20 protein-coding genes are annotated in these 22,468 nt (G+C 59.7%); 13 read left to right on the top strand and 7 right to left on the bottom strand.

All coding sequences use genetic code 11. The features are described 5' to 3' along the window. Positions 1-89: 89 nt before the first annotated feature. Both LRK71_RS16725 and LRK71_RS16720 read left to right on the top strand, forming a co-directional pair. The gene (locus tag LRK71_RS16725) at positions 90-1,172 is read left to right on the top strand and encodes an SMP-30/gluconolactonase/LRE family protein (RefSeq protein ID WP_232405080.1); all 1,083 of its coding nucleotides are present in this window, start codon (positions 90-92) and stop codon (positions 1,170-1,172) included. Positions 1,173-1,314: 142 nt separating this feature from the next. Then, complete coding sequence (locus tag LRK71_RS16720) at positions 1,315-2,100, top strand: crotonase/enoyl-CoA hydratase family protein (RefSeq protein WP_232405079.1); 786 nt, start codon at positions 1,315-1,317, stop codon at positions 2,098-2,100. 247 nt (positions 2,101-2,347) lie between these two features. Here LRK71_RS16720 and LRK71_RS16715 read toward each other — a convergent pair whose 3' ends face one another. The 3 genes from LRK71_RS16715 to secG all read right to left on the bottom strand — a co-directional run bounded on the left by LRK71_RS16715 (position 2,348) and on the right by secG (position 5,651). Beyond that, positions 2,348-3,244, bottom strand: a complete 897-nt coding sequence (locus tag LRK71_RS16715; protein ID WP_232405078.1) for a fructose bisphosphate aldolase — start codon at positions 3,242-3,244, stop codon at positions 2,348-2,350. A 214-nt stretch (positions 3,245-3,458) separates the two neighbouring features. Beyond that, positions 3,459-5,102, bottom strand: coding sequence for a CTP synthase (gene pyrG, locus LRK71_RS16710; protein ID WP_232405077.1), 1,644 nt, complete (start codon positions 5,100-5,102; stop codon positions 3,459-3,461). Between the two features lie 177 nt (positions 5,103-5,279). Continuing rightward, positions 5,280-5,651: a preprotein translocase subunit SecG gene (gene secG / locus LRK71_RS16705; protein ID WP_232405076.1), complete on the bottom strand. Its 372-nt coding sequence runs from the start codon at positions 5,649-5,651 to the stop codon at positions 5,280-5,282. Positions 5,652-5,882: 231 nt separating this feature from the next. Between secG and nthA the strand changes: the two genes are divergently transcribed. The 5 genes from nthA to LRK71_RS16680 all read left to right on the top strand — a co-directional run bounded on the left by nthA (position 5,883) and on the right by LRK71_RS16680 (position 9,217). Beyond that, positions 5,883-6,518, top strand: coding sequence for a nitrile hydratase subunit alpha (nthA, locus tag LRK71_RS16700; protein WP_232405075.1), 636 nt, complete (start codon positions 5,883-5,885; stop codon positions 6,516-6,518). Continuing rightward, a complete protein-coding gene (nthB, locus tag LRK71_RS16695) occupies positions 6,515-7,210 on the top strand; it encodes a nitrile hydratase subunit beta (RefSeq protein WP_232405074.1) in 696 nt (231 codons plus the stop codon). The genes nthA and nthB overlap by 4 nt, the downstream gene beginning before the upstream one ends. Then, on the top strand, positions 7,207-7,539 hold the full coding sequence (locus tag LRK71_RS16690; RefSeq protein WP_232405073.1) for a nitrile hydratase accessory protein: 333 nt from the start codon (positions 7,207-7,209) through the stop codon (positions 7,537-7,539). The genes nthB and LRK71_RS16690 overlap by 4 nt, the downstream gene beginning before the upstream one ends. Before the next feature lie 128 nt (positions 7,540-7,667). Further along, positions 7,668-8,981 carry an adenylosuccinate synthase gene (locus LRK71_RS16685; RefSeq protein WP_232405072.1) on the top strand — a complete coding sequence of 438 codons (1,314 nt, stop codon included), beginning with the start codon at positions 7,668-7,670 and terminating at the stop codon, positions 8,979-8,981. After that, a complete protein-coding gene (locus LRK71_RS16680; protein ID WP_232405071.1) occupies positions 8,981-9,217 on the top strand; it encodes a DUF2842 domain-containing protein in 237 nt (78 codons plus the stop codon). The genes LRK71_RS16685 and LRK71_RS16680 overlap by 1 nt, the downstream gene beginning before the upstream one ends. Positions 9,218-9,376: 159 nt before the next feature. Here LRK71_RS16680 and LRK71_RS16675 read toward each other — a convergent pair whose 3' ends face one another. Beyond that, positions 9,377-11,746: a chemotaxis protein CheA gene (locus tag LRK71_RS16675; protein ID WP_232405070.1), complete on the bottom strand. Its 2,370-nt coding sequence runs from the start codon at positions 11,744-11,746 to the stop codon at positions 9,377-9,379. Between the two features lie 139 nt (positions 11,747-11,885). Between LRK71_RS16675 and LRK71_RS16670 the strand changes: the two genes are divergently transcribed. Beyond that, positions 11,886-12,557 (top strand): thiamine diphosphokinase, encoded by a 672-nt coding sequence (locus LRK71_RS16670; RefSeq protein WP_232405069.1) that lies wholly within the window; start codon positions 11,886-11,888, stop codon positions 12,555-12,557. Here the strand turns inward: LRK71_RS16670 and LRK71_RS16665 are convergent. The 3 genes from LRK71_RS16665 to LRK71_RS16655 form a co-directional block, all read right to left on the bottom strand. Next, positions 12,523-13,551 carry a DMT family transporter gene (locus tag LRK71_RS16665; RefSeq protein ID WP_232405068.1) on the bottom strand — a complete coding sequence of 343 codons (1,029 nt, stop codon included), beginning with the start codon at positions 13,549-13,551 and terminating at the stop codon, positions 12,523-12,525. The genes LRK71_RS16670 and LRK71_RS16665 overlap by 35 nt on opposite strands. Positions 13,552-13,621: 70 nt before the next feature. Further along, a complete protein-coding gene (locus tag LRK71_RS16660) occupies positions 13,622-14,995 on the bottom strand; it encodes an L-serine ammonia-lyase (RefSeq protein WP_232405067.1) in 1,374 nt (457 codons plus the stop codon). Then, positions 14,995-15,702, bottom strand: coding sequence for a glutathione S-transferase family protein (locus LRK71_RS16655; RefSeq protein WP_232405066.1), 708 nt, complete (start codon positions 15,700-15,702; stop codon positions 14,995-14,997). The genes LRK71_RS16660 and LRK71_RS16655 overlap by 1 nt, the downstream gene beginning before the upstream one ends. Positions 15,703-15,929: 227 nt before the next feature. Between LRK71_RS16655 and rpiA the strand changes: the two genes are divergently transcribed. The 5 genes from rpiA (at position 15,930) to LRK71_RS16630 (ending at position 22,264) form a co-directional block, all read left to right on the top strand. Further along, positions 15,930-16,718 (top strand): ribose-5-phosphate isomerase RpiA, encoded by a 789-nt coding sequence (gene rpiA, locus LRK71_RS16650; RefSeq protein ID WP_232405065.1) that lies wholly within the window; start codon positions 15,930-15,932, stop codon positions 16,716-16,718. A 14-nt stretch (positions 16,719-16,732) separates the two neighbouring features. Beyond that, positions 16,733-18,088 carry a glutathione-disulfide reductase gene (gene gor, locus LRK71_RS16645; RefSeq protein ID WP_232405064.1) on the top strand — a complete coding sequence of 452 codons (1,356 nt, stop codon included), beginning with the start codon at positions 16,733-16,735 and terminating at the stop codon, positions 18,086-18,088. Between the two features lie 69 nt (positions 18,089-18,157). Continuing rightward, positions 18,158-19,336 (top strand): FtsH protease activity modulator HflK, encoded by a 1,179-nt coding sequence (gene hflK / locus LRK71_RS16640; protein ID WP_232405063.1) that lies wholly within the window; start codon positions 18,158-18,160, stop codon positions 19,334-19,336. Continuing rightward, positions 19,336-20,217: a protease modulator HflC gene (gene hflC / locus LRK71_RS16635; protein WP_232405062.1), complete on the top strand. Its 882-nt coding sequence runs from the start codon at positions 19,336-19,338 to the stop codon at positions 20,215-20,217. The genes hflK and hflC overlap by 1 nt, the downstream gene beginning before the upstream one ends. A gap of 607 nt (positions 20,218-20,824) precedes the next feature. After that, the gene (locus LRK71_RS16630; protein ID WP_408636020.1) at positions 20,825-22,264 is read left to right on the top strand and encodes a Do family serine endopeptidase; all 1,440 of its coding nucleotides are present in this window, start codon (positions 20,825-20,827) and stop codon (positions 22,262-22,264) included. Positions 22,265-22,468: the final 204 nt, after the last annotated feature.

The following is a 22,468-nucleotide window of genomic DNA, read 5'->3' as shown; positions in this document are numbered from 1 at the left end:
CAGCTGATAGCCCAGAATATCAGCCCGCGGCAAGGCTTGCCTGATGTCGCAACTCAGAGCAGACTGCGCAAAACCTTGGGAGATTTGGAATGAAGCGAATTCTGTTGCTGTTGCTCTGTGTGGCCTTGGGTTATCTGTCTTTTTGGCCGGTCCCGCTGACGCCAGAGGCCTATCGCCCGCTGAAAGCGCCGGGCTTTACCGGCGAGTTTGAAGCCAACGATGCCCTGGCCGGGCTGGAACTGGTGCTGCTGCCCGATGGAGCAATCGGCCCCGAGGATCTGGCGGTGATGCCGGATGGCAAGATCTATACCACCGATCTGGCAGGGGGGCTGTACCGTATTGATGGTGCCACCCCGGAAAAGATCGAAGATCTGGGCGGCCGTCCCCTGGGCCTGAAGGCGGGGCCGGATGGGGCGCTGTATATCGCGGACAGTTTTCGAGGTATCTTGCGCTGGAGTGGACCGGGACAGCTGGAAACCCTGGTGAGCGAGGTTGAAGGCGCGCCGCTGATCTATGCCAACCAGCTGGATATTGCGCGCGATGGGACGATCTATTTTTCCAACTCGTCGGATCGTTTTGATCCCGAAACTCTGGGTGGTACCAAGCCTACCTCGGTGATGACCGTCTGGGAGCAGAGCGACAGCGGCTATGTGGCGCGGCGCCTGCCGGATGGGACGGTCGAAAAAATCGCCAGCGGCTTTGTCTATACCAATGGCATCGCCCTGTCGCAGGCCGAGGATTTCCTGCTGATCAATGAAACCGGGCGGGCGCAGGTGCATAAATTGTGGCTGACAGGCGACAAGGCAGGCGAGCAAGAGCTGTTTCTGGGCAATCTGCCCGGCTACCCCGACAATCTAGAGGCCCAAGGCGATGGTACCTTCTGGCTGGCCTTTGCCAGCCCGCGCCTGCCCTCGGAGGTGCTGATGCCCTATCCGTTTTTACGCAGTGTGATCTGGCGTCTGGGGCCAAAGGTGCGCCCGGCACCGGTGCATCGGGGCATGGTGATCCAATTCGACGAAGAGGGAAACATTCTGCGCAATCTGCAGGATCCCGACGGCCTGCTGGGGGTTACCACCAGCGCCCTGGTGGCGGGGGATCAGTTTTATGTCATGTCCCTGGATGGGCCGGGCTTTGGCCGTGGCGCGGCGCGCGATTTGCCGCCAATGCAGTAAGCAGAGTCAGCGTTGGGCCACTGTTGAAAATATCGGTTACGCTGGGGGCTTTGCGCCGTGCCCCGGCGTTATGCTGGTATGCGTCGCGTCAGCAGGGCACCTTTTGCCGCAGCAACAGAGATAACGCAGGGGAGGGGCCGTAATGACGCGGGTTAACCTAGAAATCAAAGACCATATCGCCCATGTCACTTTGACGCGCGGCGACAAGATGAACGCCCTGGACGATGCCATGGTCAAGGGGATCCTGGCGGCGGGAGCCGAGGTTGCCGCCTCTGATGCGCGCGTGGTGGTGCTGTCCGGCGCGGGCAAGAGCTTTTGCGCCGGGCTGGATCTCATGAGCTTTATGGCGATGGGCAACAGCACCCCCGAGGTCTGGCTGATGGAGCGCAGCCACCACGATGCCAATGAAATGCAAGAGGTTGCCATGATCTGGCACCGACTGGAAATCCCGGTGATCGCGGCGCTGCAGGGGGCAACCTATGGCGGTGGCCTGCAATTGGCGCTGGGCGCCGATATCCGCATTGCCGCCCCCGATACCAAACTGGCTGTGATGGAGATGAAGTGGGGCCTTATTCCCGATATGGGCGGTATGGTGCTCCTGCCAAAGTTGCTGCGCTCGGATGTGTTGCGCCAGCTGACCTATACGGCCAGCCCGATCACCGCCGCCCAGGCTGAAACCTGGGGGCTGGTGACGTCGGTCTGTGATGACCCTCTGACGGCGGCCCGGGCAATGGCGCAAGACATCGCCAGCAAGGGGCCAAATGCCATGCGCGCGGCCAAGCGGATGATCGATTATGCCGAATCCGGGGCCTCGCAAGCCGAAGTCCTGCTGCGCGAAAGCGCCGAACAGGTGCAGTTGATTGGCAAGCCCGAGCAAATGGAAGTGATCGCAGCCCAGATGCAAAAACGCCCTCCGGTCTTTAAATAGATAGGCCGTAGCCTATATCGAGGGTGCAGTCGTCCCTCCCAGACTGTTAAGACTTCTCACCCGGAGACGGGGTTGCAGAAGCAGGGGCGGTGCCGGTGAGCTGGCACCGTCCCTTTTTTGCGTTTGCAGGCAGGGCGTCCCACAGGCGGTGCTGGCCTGCGTCGATTGATCCTGTGGTCGTGGCCCGGCATGGTAAAAGGCCGCCCACTGGGACGGCCTTTTCACAACGGTTCAGTACGCCTGGCTATTACAGCGAAGCCTGATAGATTTTGTCGATGTTGGAGCCAAGAGCCTGATTATACTCGTCATCGGACATGGCTACATTCAGGCCCTCGGTCAGGGCGCGGCTGAAAGAGGCGATCATCTTTTTGTTCTGGGCCAGTCGGGCGCAGGCGTCATCGGTGCTGTAGCCACCGGACAGGGCGACAACGCGCACCACGGCGGGGTGATCTGCCAGCGAATCATAAATACCAGCCTCATTTGGGATGGTCAGTTTCAGCGAAACCTTGGTGCCTTCGGGAAGGGCGTCCAGTTGATCCTTGATTTCCGCCTTGAGGAAAATCTCGGCTTCGCCCTTGGTGGGGGAGTTGATGTCGACCTCTGGTTCGATGATCGGTACCAGCCCTGCCGCTGCGATCTGTTTGCCAACTTCAAACTGCTGCGCGACAACATTCTTGATGCCCAGGGGGTTTGCCTCTTTCACCACCGAACGCATTTTTGTACCAAAGATGCCCTTGTCAGCGGCGCGCGACAGCAGCGCGTCCAGCTCGGGCATTGGCTTCATCAGCTGTACACCGTCCGCTTCATCTGCCAGGCCCTTGTCGACCTTGAGAAAGGGCACAACGCCGCATTTTTCCCACAGATATGTCGGGACGGGGATCCCGTCGATGGCATTATCCATGGTCTTTTCAAACAGGATCGCGCCCAGGATCTTGCCAGAGCTGAAATCCGGCGCGCAGATGATACGGGCACGCATCTTCTGGATTTCGCCAAACATTTCGTCGTCATTGGCATAGGCGTCTTCTGTCACACCATAAAGGGCAAGCGCCTTTGGAGTGGAGCCGCCGGATTGATCCAGTGCGGCAATAAAGCCGGCGCCATTGGCGATACGGTCAAACTGTTCCTGGTGAATCTCTTGCGCCATGATCCTGTCTCTCCGCGAAAAAACGTTTCTATATCTGGCCCTGTCTATAGCGCGCCTGTCACAGGAAACAAGTTGTGCTGTTGCCGCTTGCGCTAACGGAGCGGGGTTTTCTGCCCATCGCAGCACTGCTTGGCGTATTGTCTGGCTCTGCACAAGAAACGGGCCCCCAGACTGGGGACCCGCATAAGATAGATTTCAGAAATCTGGGGCTGGATCAGACCAGGCGCGAGGCCTCTTTGGCTGCGCGCACGAAGCCGTCAAACAGGGGATGCGGTGCAAAGGGTTTGGATTTCAGCTCGGGGTGAAACTGAACGCCGATAAACCAGGGATGGTCGCTCCACTCCACGATCTCCGGCAGGCGGCCATCGGGCGACATGCCGGAAAATTTCAGACCGCAGGCCTCTAGTTTTTCTTTGTATTTGATGTCCACCTCATAGCGGTGGCGGTGGCGCTCTTCGATATGGCTGCTGCCATAGACATTGGCGACATTTGAGCCTTCGCTGAGGGTGGCATCATAGGCACCCAAGCGCATGGTGCCGCCCTTGTCGTCATCCGCTTTGCGCTGGACCCGGTGATTGCCCTGCACCCATTCTTTCAGGTGGTAGACTACGGGTTCAAAGCGCTTTTCACCGGATTCATGGTCAAATTCTTCAGAGCCGGCCTCGCTGATGCCTGCGACATTGCGGGCGGCCTCGATCACCGCCATCTGCATGCCGAGGCAGATGCCAAGGTAGGGGACCTTGTGTTCACGGGCATACTGGGCCGCCTTGATCTTGCCTTCGGTGCCACGTTCGCCAAAGCCGCCAGGCACCAGAATAGCATGGAAGCCCTGCAGATATGGCGTAGCATCTTCGCGGTCGAAGAGTTCGGCATCGACCCATTCGATTTTGACCTTCACCCGGTTGGACATGCCGCCATGGGTCAGCGCCTCGGCGATGGATTTATAGGCGTCTTCCAGCTGGGTGTATTTGCCAACGATGGCAACGCGGACTTCGCCTTCGGGGTTGTAGATCCGGTCGGCCACATCTTCCCAGCGCGACAGGTTGGGCTTGGGCGCGGGCGAGATGCCAAAGGCATCCAGAACCGCCTGATCCATACCTTCACGGTGATAGGCGAGCGGGGCCTCGTAGATGGATTTCAGATCCTGCGCCGCAATCACCGAATCGGGACGTACATTGCAGAACAGCGCCAGCTTTTCGCGCTCTTTCTTGGGGATCGGGCCTTCAGACCGGCAGACCAGGATATCGGGTGCCAGACCAATTGAGCGCAGTTCCTTGACAGAGTGCTGGGTCGGCTTGGTCTTCAGCTCGCCGCTTGCCTTGATGTAGGGCAGCAGGGTGAGGTGCATGAACAGGCACTGGCCGCGCGGCTTGTCCTGGCTGAACTGGCGGATGGCTTCAAAGAAGGGCAGCCCTTCGATATCGCCTACGGTACCGCCGATTTCACAGAGCATGAAATCAACCTCGTCTTCGCCAATCGAGATGAAGTCTTTGATCTCATTTGTCACATGGGGAATCACCTGAATGGTCTTGCCCAGGTAATCGCCGCGCCGTTCTTTTTCTAGCACATTGGTGTAGACGCGGCCGGAAGAAATCGAGTCGGTCTTGCGTGCAGGCACGCCGGTGAACCGCTCATAGTGGCCAAGGTCCAGATCGGTCTCGGCACCATCGTCGGTTACAAAGACCTCCCCGTGTTCAAAGGGGCTCATAGTGCCGGGGTCAACGTTCAGATAGGGATCCAGCTTGCGCAGGCGGACTGAATAGCCACGCGCTTGCAAAAGAGCACCAAGAGCGGCGGATGCCAGACCCTTGCCCAGTGATGAAACAACACCGCCAGTGATAAAGATGAAACGCGCCATGAGTGTCGGCTGCCCCCGTGAGAAGTCAGAATATAGCTGCCCGACGGTTATGAGAAAACCGCTGCACCACGGGGCTATACATGTATAGGATTCGCGCAGAATGCGCAAGGGAACCGCAAGATGCTGTTACGGTTCCCGGCCAGAATTCTAGGTCTTGTAGATTTAGTATCGTGTTGCTTAGTCGGCGCTGGGAACCAGCGGCGCATTGTCGCCTTCGGCCGGTGGCAGCAGATCGCTACCCAGTGGCGCGCTCGGCGCCTCTGCGGCTTCACCATCCTCTGCGTTTTGTGTCTGGATGCCATCGGCAACCGAAGCACCAGCAGATTTCTGCGCGGCCAAAATGGTGAGGGTGATTGAGGTCGCAATAAAGGCTACGGCCAGGATCCAGGTGACTTTGCTCAGCGCGGTTGCGGCTGAACGACCAGACATGGCACCGCCACCTCCGCCACCGCCCATACCAAGGCCGCCGCCTTCAGAGCGCTGCAAAAGCACCACGGCAATCAGGCCAAGAGCCAAAAGAAGATGGATGATGAGAACAACGTTTTCCATAGGTTCCTGCGGCTGTTGGCTAAACTATCGGGCGGTTGATAGGCAAGAATGGCGACAGGGGCAAGGGCTCAGTTTGCTTTGTTGTCACTGAGCGGCAGGCCAGGCGCCGGGGACCAGGGCTTCAACGGCTGAAGCAACAGTCAAATTATTGTCTAGTTTGTCGGCCAAGCCGTACGGGGAGCTGGAAAAAGTGGCTGGACGCGGGCTGCAAGGCTGGGGCATTGTCGGCCTATGCCACATGATCATTCTGACCACCCGCACGCTCTTTTACCGTCTGACCCCGCCTTGCGGGTAAAGGCGCTGGAAACGATTCTGACACGCAAGGGGCTGATTGAACCGGCTGCGTTGGATGAAATCATTGATACCTATCAAAACAAGATCGGGCCGCAAAACGGCGCCCGCGTCGTCGCCAAGGCCTGGAGTGATCCTGCTTTCAAGGCGGCGCTGCTGGCCGATGCCGATCCGGTCTTGGCCGATCTGGGCTATTACGGTCGTCAGGGGGAGCACATGGTGGTGGTGGAAAACACCCCCGCCCAGCACAATATGGTCGTCTGTACCCTGTGCAGTTGTTACCCATGGCCACTGCTTGGAATTCCACCCGGCTGGTATAAATCTGATGCCTACCGCGCCCGTGCCGTGCGTGAACCCCGCAGGGTTCTGGCCGATTTTGGCGTGACACTGCCTGCCGATACCGCCGTGCGGGTTTGGGACTCGACAGCGGAAGTCCGCTATCTGGTGCTGCCCATGCGACCCGATGACAGCGAAGGTTTCGACGAGGACGCGCTTGCGGCGCTGGTGTCGCGTGATTCCATGATCGGCACGGCGCTGGCCTCGCCGCCCCAAAGCAGCAGCGAGGCGTCGGTATGAGCAGGCTGCATGACATGGGGGGGCGAATCGGCGATGGCCCTGTGGTGCCCGATCCGGTGGGGGCGCCTGTCTTTGAAAATGACTGGCACGCCCGCGCTCTGGCGGTGACCCTGGCCTGCGGTTCTTTGGGTAAGTGGAACATTGATGTGTCGCGCCATGCCCGCGAGCGGCTGTCCCCCAAGGATTACACCCGGTTTTCCTACTACGAGAAATGGATCTCGGCGCTGGCAGATCTGCTGGTCGAAAACGGTGTCCTGACCCGAGAAGACCTGCAGGGGCAGGGGGGGGAGGGGCTGCATGTGCTGGCTTCCAAGGCGCTCAAGGCGGAAGCTGTTGCCGCGGTTCTGGCCAAGGGTGGCCCTGCCAATCGCGACAGTGATATTGCCGCCGCCTATCGCCCTGGCGACCGGGTAAAGACCCGCCACCCCGGTGGCAACGCGCTGGTGGATGGCGGCCACACCCGTCTGCCCGACTATGCGATTGGGGCCTGCGGCGAAATCTTGTTGCAGCACGGCGCCCATGTACTGCCCGACAGCAACGCCCATGGATTGGGAGAGGCGCCAGAGCCGCTTTATGCGGTTGCCTTTAAGGCCGCTGAACTCTGGCCGCATCCGGAACATCCGAATGACGAGGTCGTGCTAGACCTGTGGCAAAGCTATCTGCAATCGGATCCAGAGGAGGCCGGGGCATGAGTGACTGTATCGGCCACAGCGCCCCCGAACCCGCCTTTCTGGAACCCTGGCATGCCCAAGTTTTTGCGCTGACCGTTTCCCTGAACGAAGCCGGGCGGTTCAGCTGGGCGGATTGGGTAGAGGCGTTTTCTGCTACGCTGCGCCGCAATGGTCTGTCGCGCAATCTGGATGGCGGTGCGGATTACTTCAATGCCTGGCTGCAAACCCTGGAGGCGATTCTGGCCGCCCAGGGTAGTGCCAGCCCGCAAGAGGTGGCGCTGGTGCGCCGTGACTGGGAAGAGGCCTATCTGAATACTCCGCATGGCGATCCGGTGCAGTTGGCGCGCTGAGCTGCAGCCTGCGAGCCATTACTATGTGGGCTGCGGCGTTTTAGTGGTTTCCACGCGGGCGCGGCATCGCTATACGGGGCTCTGGTTTCCACCAGCATACATTTAAACCAGCATACAAAGGACCTGAGATGGCCAATGTCGTGGTAGTCGGCGCCCAATGGGGTGATGAAGGAAAAGGCAAGATCGTTGACTGGCTCAGCGAACGTGCCGATGTGATTGCGCGTTTTCAGGGCGGTCACAATGCCGGCCATACGCTGGTCATTGACAGCAAAGTCTACAAGCTGCACGCGCTGCCCTCGGGCGTTGTCCGTGGTGGCAAGCTGAGCGTGATCGGCAATGGTGTGGTTCTGGACCCATGGCACCTGCTGAAAGAGATCGAAACCGTGCAGGCGCAGGGCGTTGATATCAACCCCGAGACCCTGATGATCGCAGAGAACACACCGCTGATTCTGCCAATCCACGGTGAGCTGGACCGCGCCCGCGAAGAGGCGGCCTCCAAGGGTACCAAGATCGGCACCACCGGTCGCGGCATCGGCCCCGCCTATGAAGACAAGGTTGGCCGTCGTGCCATCCGGGTTGCCGATCTGGCCGATGACGCCACCTTGGAAGCCCGCGTTGATCGGGCGCTGCAGCACCATGATCCGCTGCGCAAGGGTCTGGGTTTTGAGCCGGTTGATCGCGACGCGCTGATTGCCCAGCTGCGTGAGGTTGCTCCTGAGATCCTGAAATTTGCCGCCCCTGTGTGGAAAGTGCTGAATGAAAAGCGCAAAGCCGGCAAACGGATCCTGTTTGAAGGTGCCCAGGGCGCGCTGCTGGACATTGATTTTGGCACCTATCCCTTTGTGACCTCGTCCAATGTGATCGCAGGGCAAGCCGCAACCGGTGTGGGCATTGGCCCCGGTTCCATCGATTATGTGCTGGGCATCGTCAAAGCCTATACCACTCGTGTCGGCGAAGGCCCCTTCCCAACGGAACTGCTGGGCGCCGATGGCGCACCGGATGCCGATGGGCAGCGCCTGGGCGAACGCGGCCATGAGTTTGGCACCACCACGGGCCGTCAGCGCCGCTGCGGTTGGTTTGATGCCTGTCTGGTGCGCCAGACCTGCGCCACCTCTGGGATTACCGGTATTTCCCTTACCAAGCTGGACGTGCTGGACGGGTTTGAAACCCTGAAGATCTGCGTGGGCTATGATCTGGACGGCACCCGGCTCGACTATCTGCCCACTGCTGCCGATCAACAGGCCCGCTGCACCCCGATCTATGAGGAAATGCCCGGCTGGTCCGAGTCGACCGAGGGCGCGCGCAGCTGGAATGACCTGCCTGCCAATGCCATCAAATATGTGAAACGCGTCGAAGAGCTGATCGAATGCCCTGTGGCACTGCTCTCCACCAGCCCGGAACGGGACGACACCATTCTGGTGACCGACCCCTTTGCTGACTGATGGCGGATAAACCCGGTCTCAGCTACAAGGCGCGCCGCCGTTGGGCGCTGGTGATCCTGTTGATTGGCATGCCGCTTTATATCATTGCAGCCGTCAATGTAGTCAGCCTGTTTGAGCGCCCACCGATCCTGTTGGAGCTGCTTATCTATGCGGTGCTGGGGGTGCTTTGGGTCTTGCCGTTCAAGTTTGTCTTTCGCGGTGTTGGCAAGGAAGACCCAGAGGAGACAGACCAGTAGGCAGGTCAGCAATCTGTGGCATCCGGCCCGTTGAACCGGGCCTGCCCGATGCCAAATGCGCCAAAGCCGAAAAGAGAAAGGCCCGACCAGAGGAAACTCTGGTCGGGCCTTCTTGCCATGTGGCGGTTGGGTTTCGCAGTCGGCGCTGCCGTTTTGCTCTTAGCCCGCTGCACGTTTGGCAGGGCGGAACCCGATATCGTCTGTGACCGAGAATTGACCGTTGGTGGCGGCGCGTTGAATTTTACCCTCACGCAGCATCTGGCCAAAGAAGCGCAGCCCATTTTCACGGTTGAAATCGGCATGGCCGACGCTGCGCACCTTGTTCATCAACTGGGGCCGCGAGAAGTAATCACGCCCTTCCACAAAACTGAGATAAGCGGCGGCAGCCTCCAGCAGCTCGTGCAGTTCGGCTGCACCGCGTTCCTGCACATAGTCGGCAAAGCTGCCAAAGGCAGCAGCCTGCACTGGAAGTGGTTCTTCCTTGGGGGCAGAAATCCGGCGCGGGCGTACGGGATCAACCGGGCCTTTGGCAACCGGGTCAATGCGCTGTTCGGCTACCAGCTTCAAAGGGGCCGGACGGCTGCCTTTGCTGCGGGCGCGCGGCGTTCTGGCCGCGTTGGTTTCGGGGCGGCGGGGGCGTACCACATTGGCCAGGTCGGCGCGGTAAGGTTCGGCCTCATCCGCCTGGGCGCTGTTGTCCCCGGCCGAGCGATCTGCCTCGGAGACGGCAACAGCGGCGCGCAGGTGGCTATAGGTCTCGCGCGAGGTTGCATTGTCGGGATCGCCCAACTTGCTTTCGGCGGCGGCCATCAGACGAGAGACATCGCTGTCTGGTGACGGGGTGTTGCTGGGGCGTAGCTCTGTGACTTCGACGTGGTTGGCCTGTTCAGCCGGTTCCTCTTGCGCGGGCGTCTCGCGGGGCTGCGGGGCCGCAGCTTCGGCGCTGGTTTGGCTGCTGGCCAGAAGATCGGCTTCGACCTCTGCCAGCTCTCGCATCAGGTCGGCTTCTTCTTCCGGGTCTAGCGAGCTGTTGACCTGACTCTCGGCGCTTACGGCCTGATTGTCTGCGTCGTCTTCCTCTGTGATCTCTTCCAGATTACCCGCGGCCATGGCCGTTTCCAGTTCTGCGCGCTTTACCTTGACGATGCGCGCCCGCCGCTGGGGCTTGCTGGCATCTGTGGTCGGCGCTGGGGATGGGGTCGGGATAGGCTCTGCGGCGGCCTCAGTCTGGGGCGCCGGGCTGTCAGTGGAGGCTGGCTCTGGCTGCCCCGTTTCAGCTGCTTCCGCTTCTGTCTGCTCTAGGTGTTGCTGCTGACGCAGGTTAAGACGAATCCCCCGTTTGGGGCGGCGAAGGCTTTCGGCCTGGGCCTCTGGCGTTGCGTCGTCCTGCTGTGTTTCGGCGGGCTGTTCCTGCACAGCGGATTTCACGTCCGCCACGGTCTCGACTTCGGGTTTGTCGGTGTGGTCGGCTGGTGCAGCGGCTGCGAGGCTTCCGGTCAGGTCAAGCCGATCCAGAATGCGGGAAATTTCATCGCCCTCTGCCTCGTCCTCGCCCTCATCTGAGATAAGGTCAGCGCTCTCTGCGTCATCGGTCTGTGCCAATTCGGCGTGGACAGTGTCGAGAAAGGTTTCGGCGTGCTCGTCCTCGGAGAACTCGTCTGCGGCGGGCTGGCTATCGGACGATTTGGCCACGACAGCGCGAATACGCTGCAGTTTGGCGGCAATGCTGTCAGCAGCGGGCGCGGGCTCTTCTGCGGTGTCGCTTGCGGTGGCTTTGTCGTTGCCCATGTCTTGTGCAAGGTCTTCAACAGGCGCTGTTGCGGCGGGCTCGGCGGATACGGCGGCTGAAATGGCGGCAATGGTGGCCATATCAACCGAGGCCGCAGGGGTAATATCCGGCTCGGGGGCGGCCTCTTGCTCTGCCAGGTCCTCTGCCAGTTGTTCTGCCTGTGGCGCGACTGGGATCTCAGGCTCATGTTCTGGCTGGGCCTGGGGCTCGACTGGTGCTTCGGCTGCGGGCTCTGGGGCCTCTGCTTCCTCTGCGGCGGCGGCCTCTGGTGCGGCTTTTGCCATATCCTGTTGTGTCACGGCCTCAGGCGCGTCTTCCGCAGGATTGGCAGCTGCTTCAAACAGATCAACACTGCTGAGATCAAGTTCGTCTGCCTCGGCGGGCTGCGTCACCTCTTGTACCGGGGGCTGTTGCGGCTCTGCGGTTTCTGGCTCTTGTGCCTGTACCTGTGCAGCTTGCGCGACCAAGGGGGCGGTGGGCACCGGAGCAGAGGTGCGCAGGTGAATACCAGTGCTGCTGGTACGGGCTTCAACCTGGCGGGCAACTTCGCGCTGGGCAATCCGGGCCAGCATATCCGCATCAGGCTGCGGCGGTTCGGCACCAAAATACCGGTCATCCGAGGCGAGATCGCGAAAGTACTCGGCGATGGCCTTCATGGTGTCAAAGGAATCTTCAAAGCCTTCCAGCGTACAAGAAAAGGTTCCGTAGGAAACCGTGAGAACTTTGTTGTTTTGTACCATCGGTTCGCGCGTCCTCGCCAAAGTAATTGCAATTTACTATATGGGCTAGCTCGTCAAATTATGCTCAAATCCGTGCAATTCATCGTATCATTTTGTGTTTAGATTGTGGCTGGTTTCCAATTCTGCCAGTAATCTCGGCATGAATAAGCTGATTGTAGAACAAAACACCCCTGTGACCTTGATTGGCGGTGGCGAACTGGGCGAGGCGGACCTCGATCTGGCGCTTTCGCTGGCCTCTTGTCTGGTCGCGGCGGATGGTGGCGCGGCCCATGCCTTGGCGCGGGGACATCTGCCAAGCGCAATTATCGGAGATTTTGATTCGATTGCAGAGGATATGCTTGCGCAGATCCCGCCAGAGCGCCGGTTCCATGAGGTCGAGCAAGACAGCACCGATTTTGACAAGGCGCTGCGGGCGATCCATGCGCCTTTGGTTCTGGCGGTGGGCTTTCTGGGCGGGCGGGTTGATCATCAACTGGCGGTGCTGAACACACTGGTGCAGAAACAGGGGCCACCCTGTATTGTGCTTGGCGCGCAGGAGGTGATCTTTCACCTGCCGCCGCGTATTTCCCTGCCGCTGTTAGCCGGAGAGACGGTTTCCGTGTTTCCGTTGCGCCGGGTGCAGGCGCGCTCAACCGGGTTGGAGTGGAAGCTGGATGGGCTGACGATGCAGCCGGGCGGGCAGATAGGCACCTCTAACCGCGCCCTTGGTCCGGTGGACATCCGGGTGGATGGGCCTGGGCTGCTGGCGCTGGTGCCACGGCATCATCTCGCGGCGGTCATGCAGGCTCTTTTGGCGGTTCCGCAGGGGTAGGTACCTCTGTGGTGGTCAGCGGTGCAGGAGGCAGGCTGGTGCCTGTTGCGGCGGCCAGCATTGCCTCTTGCTGCGCGTGTTGCGCAGCCTGCTGCCGAAGGCTGTGGTGTTCGCGCAGGATTGCATAAAGCCCCGCTGCGACAGTCAGCGCAATCCCGAGGCTGGCCAGGCTGTTGGGCAGCTCGTTGAAGATCAGCCAGCCGACCAGGGTGGCGATGGGAATTTCCAGATACTGCATCGAGGCGAGGGTTGCGGCAGGCGCGTAGCGCAGGCTCCAGGTCATCATCAGATGTGCTGCGGTGCCAAACCCGCCGGCCAGCGCCAGCAGGGTCCAGCTGTCCTGGTCGGGCAGGGTGGGGCTCAGGCTGGCGATGTTCCAGCTCTGGCCCAGCCAGAATAGCGGCAGCATCAGCCCTGCTGCAATCACACCGGACATCGCCTGTAGCGGGATCGGGGCGGTGTCCTTGGCGATGCGGCGGGTGACCAGCATGAACAGGGCAAAGATTACGGCCACCGCCAGCGGCCACAGCGCATTTGCCCCAACCACCGCAAAGCTGGGCTGGATCACCAAGAGCGTGCCGATAAAGCCAACCACGCAGGCGGCCAGACGGCGATAGCCAACCTCTTCGCCCAGTACATATTTGCCCAACAGCAGCATGATAAAGGGCATGACAAAGGCAATTGCCACCGCATCGGCCAGCGGCAAATAGCGCAGGGCGTTGAACATGGCGGTGATCCCAGCCATCTGCAACAGGGTGCGCAGCACCACCTGTGGCAGCACCGCGCGGGGGATGCGCAGCGATTGCCGCAGCAGCAGCGATAGGGGCAGCAGGATCAGCGCCTGGGCGACAAAGCGCACAAAGACGATCTGTCCCACCGGCACCCGATGGGACAGCAGTTTGGCAATTGCATCGCCAAGCGGGATAAGCAGGCAAAAGCCCAACATCAGGGCGATGCCAAGCAGGGGGCGATCCTGGGTGGTGTCTTGTGTCATGGCGCCACGCTAGGCGCGGCAGTAGAAAGGTGCAAGCTGAGGTTGCCTTTGAACTGGCGCCACACCCCAATTAGCAATTGGGCACATTCACCGCCAGGCCGCCAAGCGAGGTCTCTTTGTACTTTTCGTGCATATCTGCCCCGGTCTGGCGCATGGTTTCGATACAGGCATCCAGCGGCACAAAATGCTGACCGTCGCCGCGCAGCGCCAGCGAGGCGGCAGAGACAGCCTTGATCGCTGCCAGCCCGTTGCGCTCGATGCAGGGGACCTGCACCAGGCCCTTGACCGGATCGCAGGTCATACCAAGGTGGTGCTCCAGCGCGATTTCTGCGGCGTTTTCCACCTGTTCGGGCGTGCCGCCCATGACCGCGCAGAGGCCAGCGGCCGACATCGCCGCAGCAGAGCCAACCTCGGCCTGGCAACCAGCTTCGGCACCAGAGATAGAGGCATTGAATTTGACCAACCCGGCAATGGCGGCGGCGGTCAGCAGGAAATCCTCCACATGCGATTCTGACGCCCCGGGCACATGATCGAGATAGTAGCGGATCACCGCAGGCAGGGTGCCGGCGGCACCATTGGTGGGCGCGGTGACAACCTGACCGCCGGCGGCGTTTTCCTCGTTCACCGCCATTGCATAAACGCTCATCCAGTCGTTGATGGTATGGGGCGGGCTCTGGTTCATGCCGCGTTCCGCCAGCAGGCTATCATGGATGCCCTTGGCGCGGCGGCGCACAAACAGACCGCCGGGCAGGATGCCTTCGCGCTCAAGCCCGCGATTGATGCAGTCGTTCATCACCTGCCAGATCCGTGCGGTGCCTTTGGACAGGCTTTCCGGGCAACCACGGGCCACTTCATTGGCTCGCTTCATCTGCGCGATCGACTTGCCGCTGGATTTGGCCATGGCCAGCATTTCATTGGCGGATTTGAACGGGAAGGGAACCGGGTCGCCCTCGTCGGTGTCCTTGCCCTGGGCCAGTTCTTCTTCAGTAACGACAAAGCCGCCGCCGATGGAATAAAACACCTGCCGCAGGATGACATCGCCCTGGGCATCAGTCGCCATCAGGATCATGCCATTGGCATGGCCTTCAAGGGCGTGATCATAGTCAAAAAGCATATCGGCCTTGGGGTCAAAATGCAGCACAGGCAGCCCCTCGGGCTGCATTTTGTGGGTCTTGGTCAGCTCTGCCAGAAAGGCCTCGGCCTTTTCGTCATCATAGGTGTCGGGCACAAAGCCGCCCAGCCCCAGAATGGTAGCGCGGTCGGTGGCATGGCCCACTCCGGTAAAGGCGAGAGAGCCATGCAGCGAGGCGCGCAGCCCGTGAAATTCGAAGGGCGAGGCGCGCATCATGTCAAGGAACCGTGCGGCGGCGACCATCGGACCCATGGTATGCGAGGAGGAGGGGCCAATGCCCACTTTGAACATTTCAAAAACGGAGAGGAACATCAGGTGGCTGATCCTTCTGGGGGAATTGCAGGGTGGGGCTGGGTAAAGGGCGCAGGCCCCAGACCCTCGGCGGTTTGGGCCGCATGAGTGGCTGGGCGGTTTTCCAGCCCTGTCAGCATACGGTGCAGATGCGGGTAGTGTTCCAGCTGGTACCAGCTCAGATCACTCTTGGCAGGATAAAGCGCCATCCAGCGCATCATCGCCGCAAGATAATAATCCAGCACCGAGGGCTGTTCAGCCCCCAGCCAGGATGGGGCATGGCTGGCCAGGGCATCCAGATGCCCCAGATGCACCATAAGCCGAGACTGCATGCGGCGGCGCAACACCGCCTGATCGCTTGGGTCGGGACCAATGTAGATGTCGGGATAGAACGAAATCCGCAGATCTGCATGCAACGTGTTGGAGGCAAAAAATAGCCACTTCAAGAATGCAGCCCGCTCTGGGCTGCCGTGCAATGGTGCCAGCTGCTGATGCCGATCAGCCAGCCAGAGCAGAATGGCGGCGGTTTCAAAGATCGCCCCCTGCGGCGTTTCCAATACGGGAATCAACCCGTTGGGGTTAAGGCTGCGATAGGCGCTACTGTGCTGCGCCCGGGCGCGGCGGTCCACCAGGCAGGTCTCATAGGGCTGGCCAAGCTCTTCCAGCACCAGGCGGATCACCAGCGAGGCGTTGTCAGGGGCATAGTGAAGGCGGTAGCTGTGCATCATAGGGTCGTTGTACGGGGCGTACTGCGGCAAATAGCGCCCGTTTCCGGCGTTTCCAATCGGAAACCCGCCTTTTTGCGACAGAGGCCCACCTGGGCCCGCCCAGGCGCAGTCGGCGCGGTATCGGGGCGCACCCTGGGGGGGCATGGTCCGCGGCGGGGTAATTGCTGCTCGCGCTTGCCGGGGGCTTTGCTTATAAGCAAGCAAACGCCAATCACGGAGTCAGCACCATGACCGGAGAACTGTCCCCCATTGACAGGGCCAAATTTGTCGCCGCCAAACGCGCGGCGAGCTTGGTCGAGCCGGGCATGCGGGTTGGTTTGGGAACCGGATCCACTGCCGCCTGGCTGGTGCGCTGCCTTGGCGAGATGGTGCGCGAAGAGGGGCTGCGGTTCACCGCAGTGCCAACCTCGACCCGCACGGCTGATCTGGCGCGCGAGGTCGGCATCGCTGTTACCTCGCTGGATGAGGCAAAATGGCTGGACCTGACGATTGATGGCGCCGATGAGTTTGACAGCGATCTGAACCTGATCAAAGGCGGCGGCGGGGCCCTGTTGCAGGAAAAGATCGTTGCTACCGCCTCTGATCAAATGGTGGTGATCGCGGATGCGGGCAAAGAGGTGGAAAACCTCGGTGCCTTTGCCTTGCCGGTAGAGGTCGTCCCCTTTGGCTGGCAGACCAGCCATGCCCTGATCGAGGATACCCTTGTTTCCATGGATGTTCTTGGGCGTTCTGCCAGCCTGCGGATGCACGGGGATCGGGCCTTTGTCACCGATGAAGGCAACTATATTCTGGATCTGCACCTGAACCGGATTGGCAATGCCCGCCAGTTGGCCCTGGTGTTGAACCAAGTCCCCGGAGTGGTTGAAAATGGCCTGTTTATAGATATCTGTGACACCGTCATTATCGGATACGGCGATGGCAACGTGGAACTGCGTGATATCAATGAGGGCACCGTAGAGCGGGAAAAACTGGATTTTGTCGAAACCGACAATCTGTTTTCCGATCTCTCCGACTGAAAGGCAAAATTAGAATGAGCTTCGACTACGATCTTTTTGTAATTGGCGGCGGTTCCGGCGGCGTGCGGGCTGCGCGGGTGGCCGCAGCGGAAGGTGCCAAGGTCGCCCTCGCCGAGGAAGACCGCTATGGCGGCACCTGCGTTATTCGCGGCTGTGTGCCCAAAAAGCTGATGGTCTTTGCCAGTGAGTATTCTGCCATGGTGGGGGATGCCCAGGCCTATGGCTGGGATATTACCGGCGGTGCCTTTGACTGGGATGCCTTCAAGGGTAAACTGCACGCCGAGCTGGACCGGCTGGAAGGGATCTATCGCAACCTGCTGAAAAACAGCGGCGTAACCAGCTATGATTCCCGCGCCACCCTGGTGGATGCCCATACGGTGGCCCTGGCCGATGGCAGCCAAAAGACCGCCAAGCACATTCTGATCGCGACTGGTGGCTGGCCCAGCGTGCCTGACTTCCCCGGAGCAGACCTGGCGATCACCTCGAACGAGATGTTCCATCTGGATACCCTGCCCGAGACAATCCTGATTGTTGGCGGCGGCTATATCGCCTCGGAATTTGCCGGCATTATGAATGGGCTGGGGGTGAAAACCACACAGTTCTATCGCGGCACCCAGATTCTGCGCGGTTTTGACGAAGAGGCACGCGCGGTCGTGGCCGAGGGTATGGTCGAGAACGGCGTTGATTTACAGTTGGAAACCAATGTGGTTTCGATGGTCAAAGATGGCGACAAGATCTGCGTCACCGATACCAAGGGGCGTGAGCACCTGTTTGACAAGGTGATGTATGCCACCGGTCGGCACCCCAATGCCGACAACCTCGGGCTTGAGTCACTGGGCGTTGCGCGTGGTAAAAAGGGTGAAATCCTGGTAGATCAGTACAGCCAAACGGGCGTGCCTTCGATTTTTGCCATTGGCGATGTCACCGATCGGGCCAATCTGACGCCAGTTGCAATTCGCGAAGGCATGGCCTTTGTTGAAACTGTGTTCAAAGGCAATCCCACCAGCCCCGATCACGATCTGATCCCCACGGCGATTTTCACCCAGCCGGAAATGGGCACGGTTGGGCTTAGCGAAGAAGAGGCGGCGGCGCAGGAACCGGTCGAGATTTATTCGGCCAGCTTCAAACCCATGCAGCAAAGCTTTGCTGGGCGGGCGCAAAAGGTTCTGATGAAGCTGATCGTCAGCAAGGCAAACCGGCGGGTTTTGGGCTGCCACATCGTGGCGCCGGGCGCTGGTGAAATGATCCAGCTGGCCGGGATTGCGGTAAAAATGGGGGCAACCAAGGAAGATTTTGATCGCACGGTTGCAGTTCACCCCACCATGTCCGAAGAATTGGTAACACTGAAACAACCAAGCCGAACGACTTGAAATCACAAGACAAGACCATAAATTTGACGAACATGCCGCAGACAGCGGCAGAAAAGGGATAGGAGACAGATGGCGGGCAATAGCGGTGGCCCCTGGGGGGGCGGAGGCTCTTCTGGTGGCGGAGGCAATCAGGGCGGCAACAACAGCGGCAATGGCAGCGGAAACAACTCTGGTGGCAATAAAGGGGGCGGCGGAGGTCGGCGCCCCGAAGACCCACAGATCCCCGAAATCGACGAGTTGGTCAAAAAGGGCCAAGAACAGCTGCGCGTCCTGATGGGCGGTCGTGGTGGTTCTGGTCAGGGTGGCGGCCGTGGCCCTGGCGGCGGCGGCGGCCCCCTGTTTACCAAGGGCACTATCGGCATTGCCGCCATTGCCGGCGTAGTGCTCTGGGGTATGGCCAGCTTCTATTCGGTCAAAACCGAAGAGCGCTCGGTCGAGCTGTTTCTGGGGGAATATATGGATACCGGCACGCCGGGTCTGAACTTTGCCCCTTGGCCGCTGGTCACCTATGAGGTGATTCCGGTGCTGGTGGAGCAGACTGAAAACATCGGCGCGGGTTCACGCGGCAGCGATGCCGGGCTGATGCTGACTGGCGATGAAAACATCATTGATGTTGATTTCCAGGTGGTCTGGAACATCAGTGATCCGGCCTTGTACCTGTTCAACCTGCGCGATCCAAAGGCTACCATTCAGGCGGTCTCGGAATCTGCGATGCGTGAAATCATCGCGCAATCGGAATTGGCGCCGATTCTGAACCGGGATCGCGGTGCGATCACCACCCGTCTGGATGAGCTGATCCAAACAACGCTGGACAGCTATGACAGTGGCGTCAATGTGGTTCGGGTCAACTTTGACGGTGCCGATCCACCAGAGCCGGTGAAAGATGCCTTCCGCGAAGTGCAGTCTGCGGGCCAGGAACGTGACCGGCTTGAGAAACAGGCCGATGCCTATGCCAACCGCAAACTTGCGGCGGCACGCGGGCAATCTGCCCAGACCCTGGAAGAGGCCGAAGGCTACCGCGCCCGCGTGGTAAACGAGGCCCAGGGTGAGGCAAGTCGTTTCTCGGCGGTTCTGACCGAATACCAAAAGGCGCCAGAGGTCACGCGCAAGCGTCTCTATCTGGAAACCATGGAGCGGGTCCTTGGCAATGTGGACAAGATCATTCTTGATCAATCCACTGGCGAAGGTGGCCAGGGTGTCGTGCCCTATCTGCCGCTCAATGAATTGCGCCGCACGGGAGATAAATGATGAACAAGACAACTTTCCTTCTCCCTATTCTGGTGTTGGCCGTGGTGGGGATGCTGTCTTCGATTTTCATCGTGGACGAGCGTGAAAAAGCCCTGGTGCTTCGCTTTGGCCGGGTGGTTGCCGTGAAAGAAGACCCCGGTCTTGCATTCAAGGTGCCGCTGATCGACGAGGTCGTCACCTATGATGACAGGATTCTCAGTATTGAGGTTGGCCCGCTGGAAGTCACGCCGCTGGATGACCGGCGCCTGGTGGTCGATGCCTTTGCCCGTTATCGGATTGTTGACGTTAAACAATTCCGCGAAGCGGTTGGTGCTGTCGGGGTTAGCGGTGCTGAATCGCGTCTGGACAAGATCATGCGGGCCCAAACCCGCGAGGTCCTGGGTTCTGTCAGCTCCAATGACATTCTGTCATCGGACCGGGCGGCCCTGATGCTGCGGATCCGCAATGGTGCCATCACCGAGGCCGAAGGCTTTGGGCTTGAGGTCATTGACGTGCGCCTGAAACGTACCGATCTGCCGCAGGCCAACCTGGAAGCCACCTTCTCGCGGATGCGGGCGGAACGGGAGCGCGAAGCCGCCGATGAAATCGCCCGTGGTGACGAGGCCGCGCAACGTGTGCGTGCTCTCGCTGACCGGACCGAGGTTGAGCTGGTTTCCGATGCAGAGCGCGAAGCCGAGGTGATCCGCGGTGAAGCCGATGCGGAACGCAACGCCATCTTTGCCGATGCCTATGGCCGCGACCCGGAATTCTTTGAATTCTACCGTAGTCTGAATGCCTATGAAGGGGCGCTGAAAGGGGAAAACTCTTCCCTGGTACTGTCGCCGGATTCCGAATTTTTCAGCTATCTGAAATCTTCGCATGGCACCGCCACATCTGAGTAGACCTCTGGCCTGAAGAGGCGGAGATCATCAAGGGGCTGACCTGCGGGTTGGCCCCTTTTGCTTTGCGCTTTGGAAATGAGCGAGGGCGCATGATCGAGGGTTCTACTTTTAATGCATTATTTTCCTTCTTTGTTTTCGACGCCTGATATCGGCTAGAAGGATGCTAAGACTGCCAGAGAGAGGGAGATTTGAAGGGGTTAGAGGGTAGGGGCGTTGGACGGTTTAATGTTTCAAGCGGGATGTTGCCTGCTGGATTTCGTCACTGTGAAACTCGCCAGCTGTGTTTTACCAGTATTTTCAGGGGCGGCGTTTGACTCTGCGGCATTTCACAACGACTTGAACGGCCCGGCCAGGTGTTGCGATTGGAAAAACTCCCCCTACATTGAGAGCGTAGTACTATAGGATCTATGTAACCCCCCAAGAAGGATAGTTTGCAAAGCAAGGCGGGCGGGCGTTAGGCCAATGGCAGCGGCTTTGACAGAGTTTGCAGACCCGGTTCTGTGGGAAAGGCAAGATGATGGCAAAAACAGGAATGGTGATGACAAGGAGTAGCTTCGTGCAGCCTCAGGCGATTGCAGTTTCAAAAGAACAAAACGGACAGGCCACAATGTGGCGGATGCTGTGGCTGGCTGGTGTCAGCCTAGTGATGGTCCTGATGCAGGTGCTCACCGCACAGGCCCGGCCCGAAAGCTTGGCTCCGCTGGCCGATAAAGTCAGCCCGGCGGTGGTGAACATCACCACAACCACTGTGATCGAAGGGCGGACTGGCCCCCAGGGCATTGTGCCAGAAGGATCACCTTTTGAAGATTTCTTCCGTGAGTTCCAGGACCGCAACGGCGGCGACAATGGCAACCGCCCGCAACGCTCTTCGGCCCTTGGGTCGGGGTTTGTGATTTCTGAAGATGGCTATATCGTCACCAATAACCACGTGATCGCAGATGCCGATGAGATCGAGATCGAGTTCTTCCCTGGTGATGGCCAGCCCAGGAAACTCTTGCCCGCCAAGGTGATCGGCACGGATCCAAACACCGATATTGCCTTGCTCAAGGTAGAGGCTCCGGCGCCCTTGAAATTTGTCACCTTTGGCGACAGCGATACTGCCCGCGTCGGCGACTGGGTGGTGGCCATGGGCAATCCGCTGGGGCAGGGGTTTTCGCTTTCGGCCGGGATCGTATCTGCGCGCAATCGTGAATTATCTGGGTCCTATGATGACTACATCCAGACCGATGCGGCGATTAACCGGGGCAACTCGGGCGGACCGTTGTTCAATATGGATGGCAATGTGGTCGGTGTGAACACCGCAATCCTCTCTCCCAATGGTGGTTCTATCGGGATTGGCTTTTCGATGGCCTCTAATGTGGTCAGCAAGGTGGTGGAGCAACTGAAAGAATTCGGGGAAACCCGCCGTGGCTGGTTGGGCGTACGGATCCAGGATGTCGATACCGATGTGGCCGAAGCCATGGGGCTGGACACTGCCAAGGGTGCACTGATCACTGATGTTCCAGAGGGCCCCTCGAAGGAGGCAGGCCTGCTGGCCGGGGATGTGATCCTCAGCTTTGATGGGACCGAAGTGGCAGATACCCGCAGCCTGGTGCGCACGGTCGGCAACACCGAAGTGGGCAAAACGGTCCGCGTGGTTGTCTACCGGGAAGGCAAGACCGAAACCCTGAAGGTGACCCTTGGCCGCCGTGAAGATGCAGAGCGCCAGTCTGGCGATTCAGATGATGATGGGGCTGATCCGGATGTGACCGAGAAAGAGCTGCTCGGGCTGTCGATCGGTGTTCTGACCGACAAGATGCGCAACGAACTGAACCTTTCGGCGGATATCGATGGGCTGATCATTCTTTCAGTGAACGAAGCCTCTGAAGCCTGGGAAAAGGGCCTGCGCGGAGGTGATGTGATCACCGAGGCAGGCCAGCAAAAGGTGGCATCGATCAGCGCGCTTGAGGCCCGGATCTCTGAAGCGGAAGAGGCTGGTCGCAAGTCTCTGTTGCTCTTGGTGCGCCGCAATGGCGAGCCGCGCTTTGTCGCGCTGAACCTGCAGTAAGACTAATAAGCCCTGCTCGCCAGAGCCGCGCTTTATCAGGAAAGGCCGGGATCTTCCCCGGCCTTTTTCTGTTCAGCGGCAGGCTTCTCTAATTGGGTGTTTGGGTCAAGCTCGTTTTCCTTTTTTCATGGGCCATTGTCACTCATCCGGGTCACGCTTCTCTTCGCAGTCTGACTGATGACCTGATGTCATCGCTGCACGCAT

The sequence above is a fragment of the Pseudophaeobacter flagellatus genome (assembly GCF_021228235.1).
Lineage (GTDB): Bacteria > Pseudomonadota > Alphaproteobacteria > Rhodobacterales > Rhodobacteraceae > Pseudophaeobacter > Pseudophaeobacter flagellatus.
This window is presented reverse-complemented; position numbering and strand designations above follow the sequence as displayed.

Bases quoted from the DNA above. Each gene is read 5' to 3' on its own strand.
- LRK71_RS16660 (WP_232405067.1), bottom strand. From the start codon at position 14,995: ATGTTCCTCTCCGTTTTTGAAATGTTCAAAGTGGGCATTGGCCCCTCC.
- hflC (WP_232405062.1), top strand. From the start codon at position 19,336: ATGAACAAGACAACTTTCCTTCTCCCTATTCTGGTGTTGGCCGTGGTG.
- LRK71_RS16630 (WP_408636020.1), top strand. From the start codon at position 20,825: ATGTGGCGGATGCTGTGGCTGGCTGGTGTCAGCCTAGTGATGGTCCTG.
- hflK (WP_232405063.1), top strand. From the start codon at position 18,158: ATGGCGGGCAATAGCGGTGGCCCCTGGGGGGGCGGAGGCTCTTCTGGT.
- LRK71_RS16725 (WP_232405080.1), top strand. From the start codon at position 90: ATGAAGCGAATTCTGTTGCTGTTGCTCTGTGTGGCCTTGGGTTATCTG.
- LRK71_RS16680 (WP_232405071.1), top strand. From the start codon at position 8,981: ATGGCGGATAAACCCGGTCTCAGCTACAAGGCGCGCCGCCGTTGGGCG.
- nthB (WP_232405074.1), top strand. From the start codon at position 6,515: ATGAGCAGGCTGCATGACATGGGGGGGCGAATCGGCGATGGCCCTGTG.
- LRK71_RS16720 (WP_232405079.1), top strand. From the start codon at position 1,315: ATGACGCGGGTTAACCTAGAAATCAAAGACCATATCGCCCATGTCACT.
- LRK71_RS16670 (WP_232405069.1), top strand. From the start codon at position 11,886: ATGAATAAGCTGATTGTAGAACAAAACACCCCTGTGACCTTGATTGGC.
- LRK71_RS16655 (WP_232405066.1), bottom strand. From the start codon at position 15,702: ATGATGCACAGCTACCGCCTTCACTATGCCCCTGACAACGCCTCGCTG.
- nthA (WP_232405075.1), top strand. From the start codon at position 5,883: ATGCCACATGATCATTCTGACCACCCGCACGCTCTTTTACCGTCTGAC.
- LRK71_RS16690 (WP_232405073.1), top strand. From the start codon at position 7,207: ATGAGTGACTGTATCGGCCACAGCGCCCCCGAACCCGCCTTTCTGGAA.
- secG (WP_232405076.1), bottom strand. From the start codon at position 5,651: ATGGAAAACGTTGTTCTCATCATCCATCTTCTTTTGGCTCTTGGCCTG.
- pyrG (WP_232405077.1), bottom strand. From the start codon at position 5,102: ATGGCGCGTTTCATCTTTATCACTGGCGGTGTTGTTTCATCACTGGGC.
- LRK71_RS16715 (WP_232405078.1), bottom strand. From the start codon at position 3,244: ATGGCGCAAGAGATTCACCAGGAACAGTTTGACCGTATCGCCAATGGC.
- LRK71_RS16685 (WP_232405072.1), top strand. From the start codon at position 7,668: ATGGCCAATGTCGTGGTAGTCGGCGCCCAATGGGGTGATGAAGGAAAA.
- LRK71_RS16665 (WP_232405068.1), bottom strand. From the start codon at position 13,551: ATGACACAAGACACCACCCAGGATCGCCCCCTGCTTGGCATCGCCCTG.
- gor (WP_232405064.1), top strand. From the start codon at position 16,733: ATGAGCTTCGACTACGATCTTTTTGTAATTGGCGGCGGTTCCGGCGGC.
- rpiA (WP_232405065.1), top strand. From the start codon at position 15,930: ATGACCGGAGAACTGTCCCCCATTGACAGGGCCAAATTTGTCGCCGCC.
- LRK71_RS16675 (WP_232405070.1), bottom strand. From the start codon at position 11,746: ATGGTACAAAACAACAAAGTTCTCACGGTTTCCTACGGAACCTTTTCT.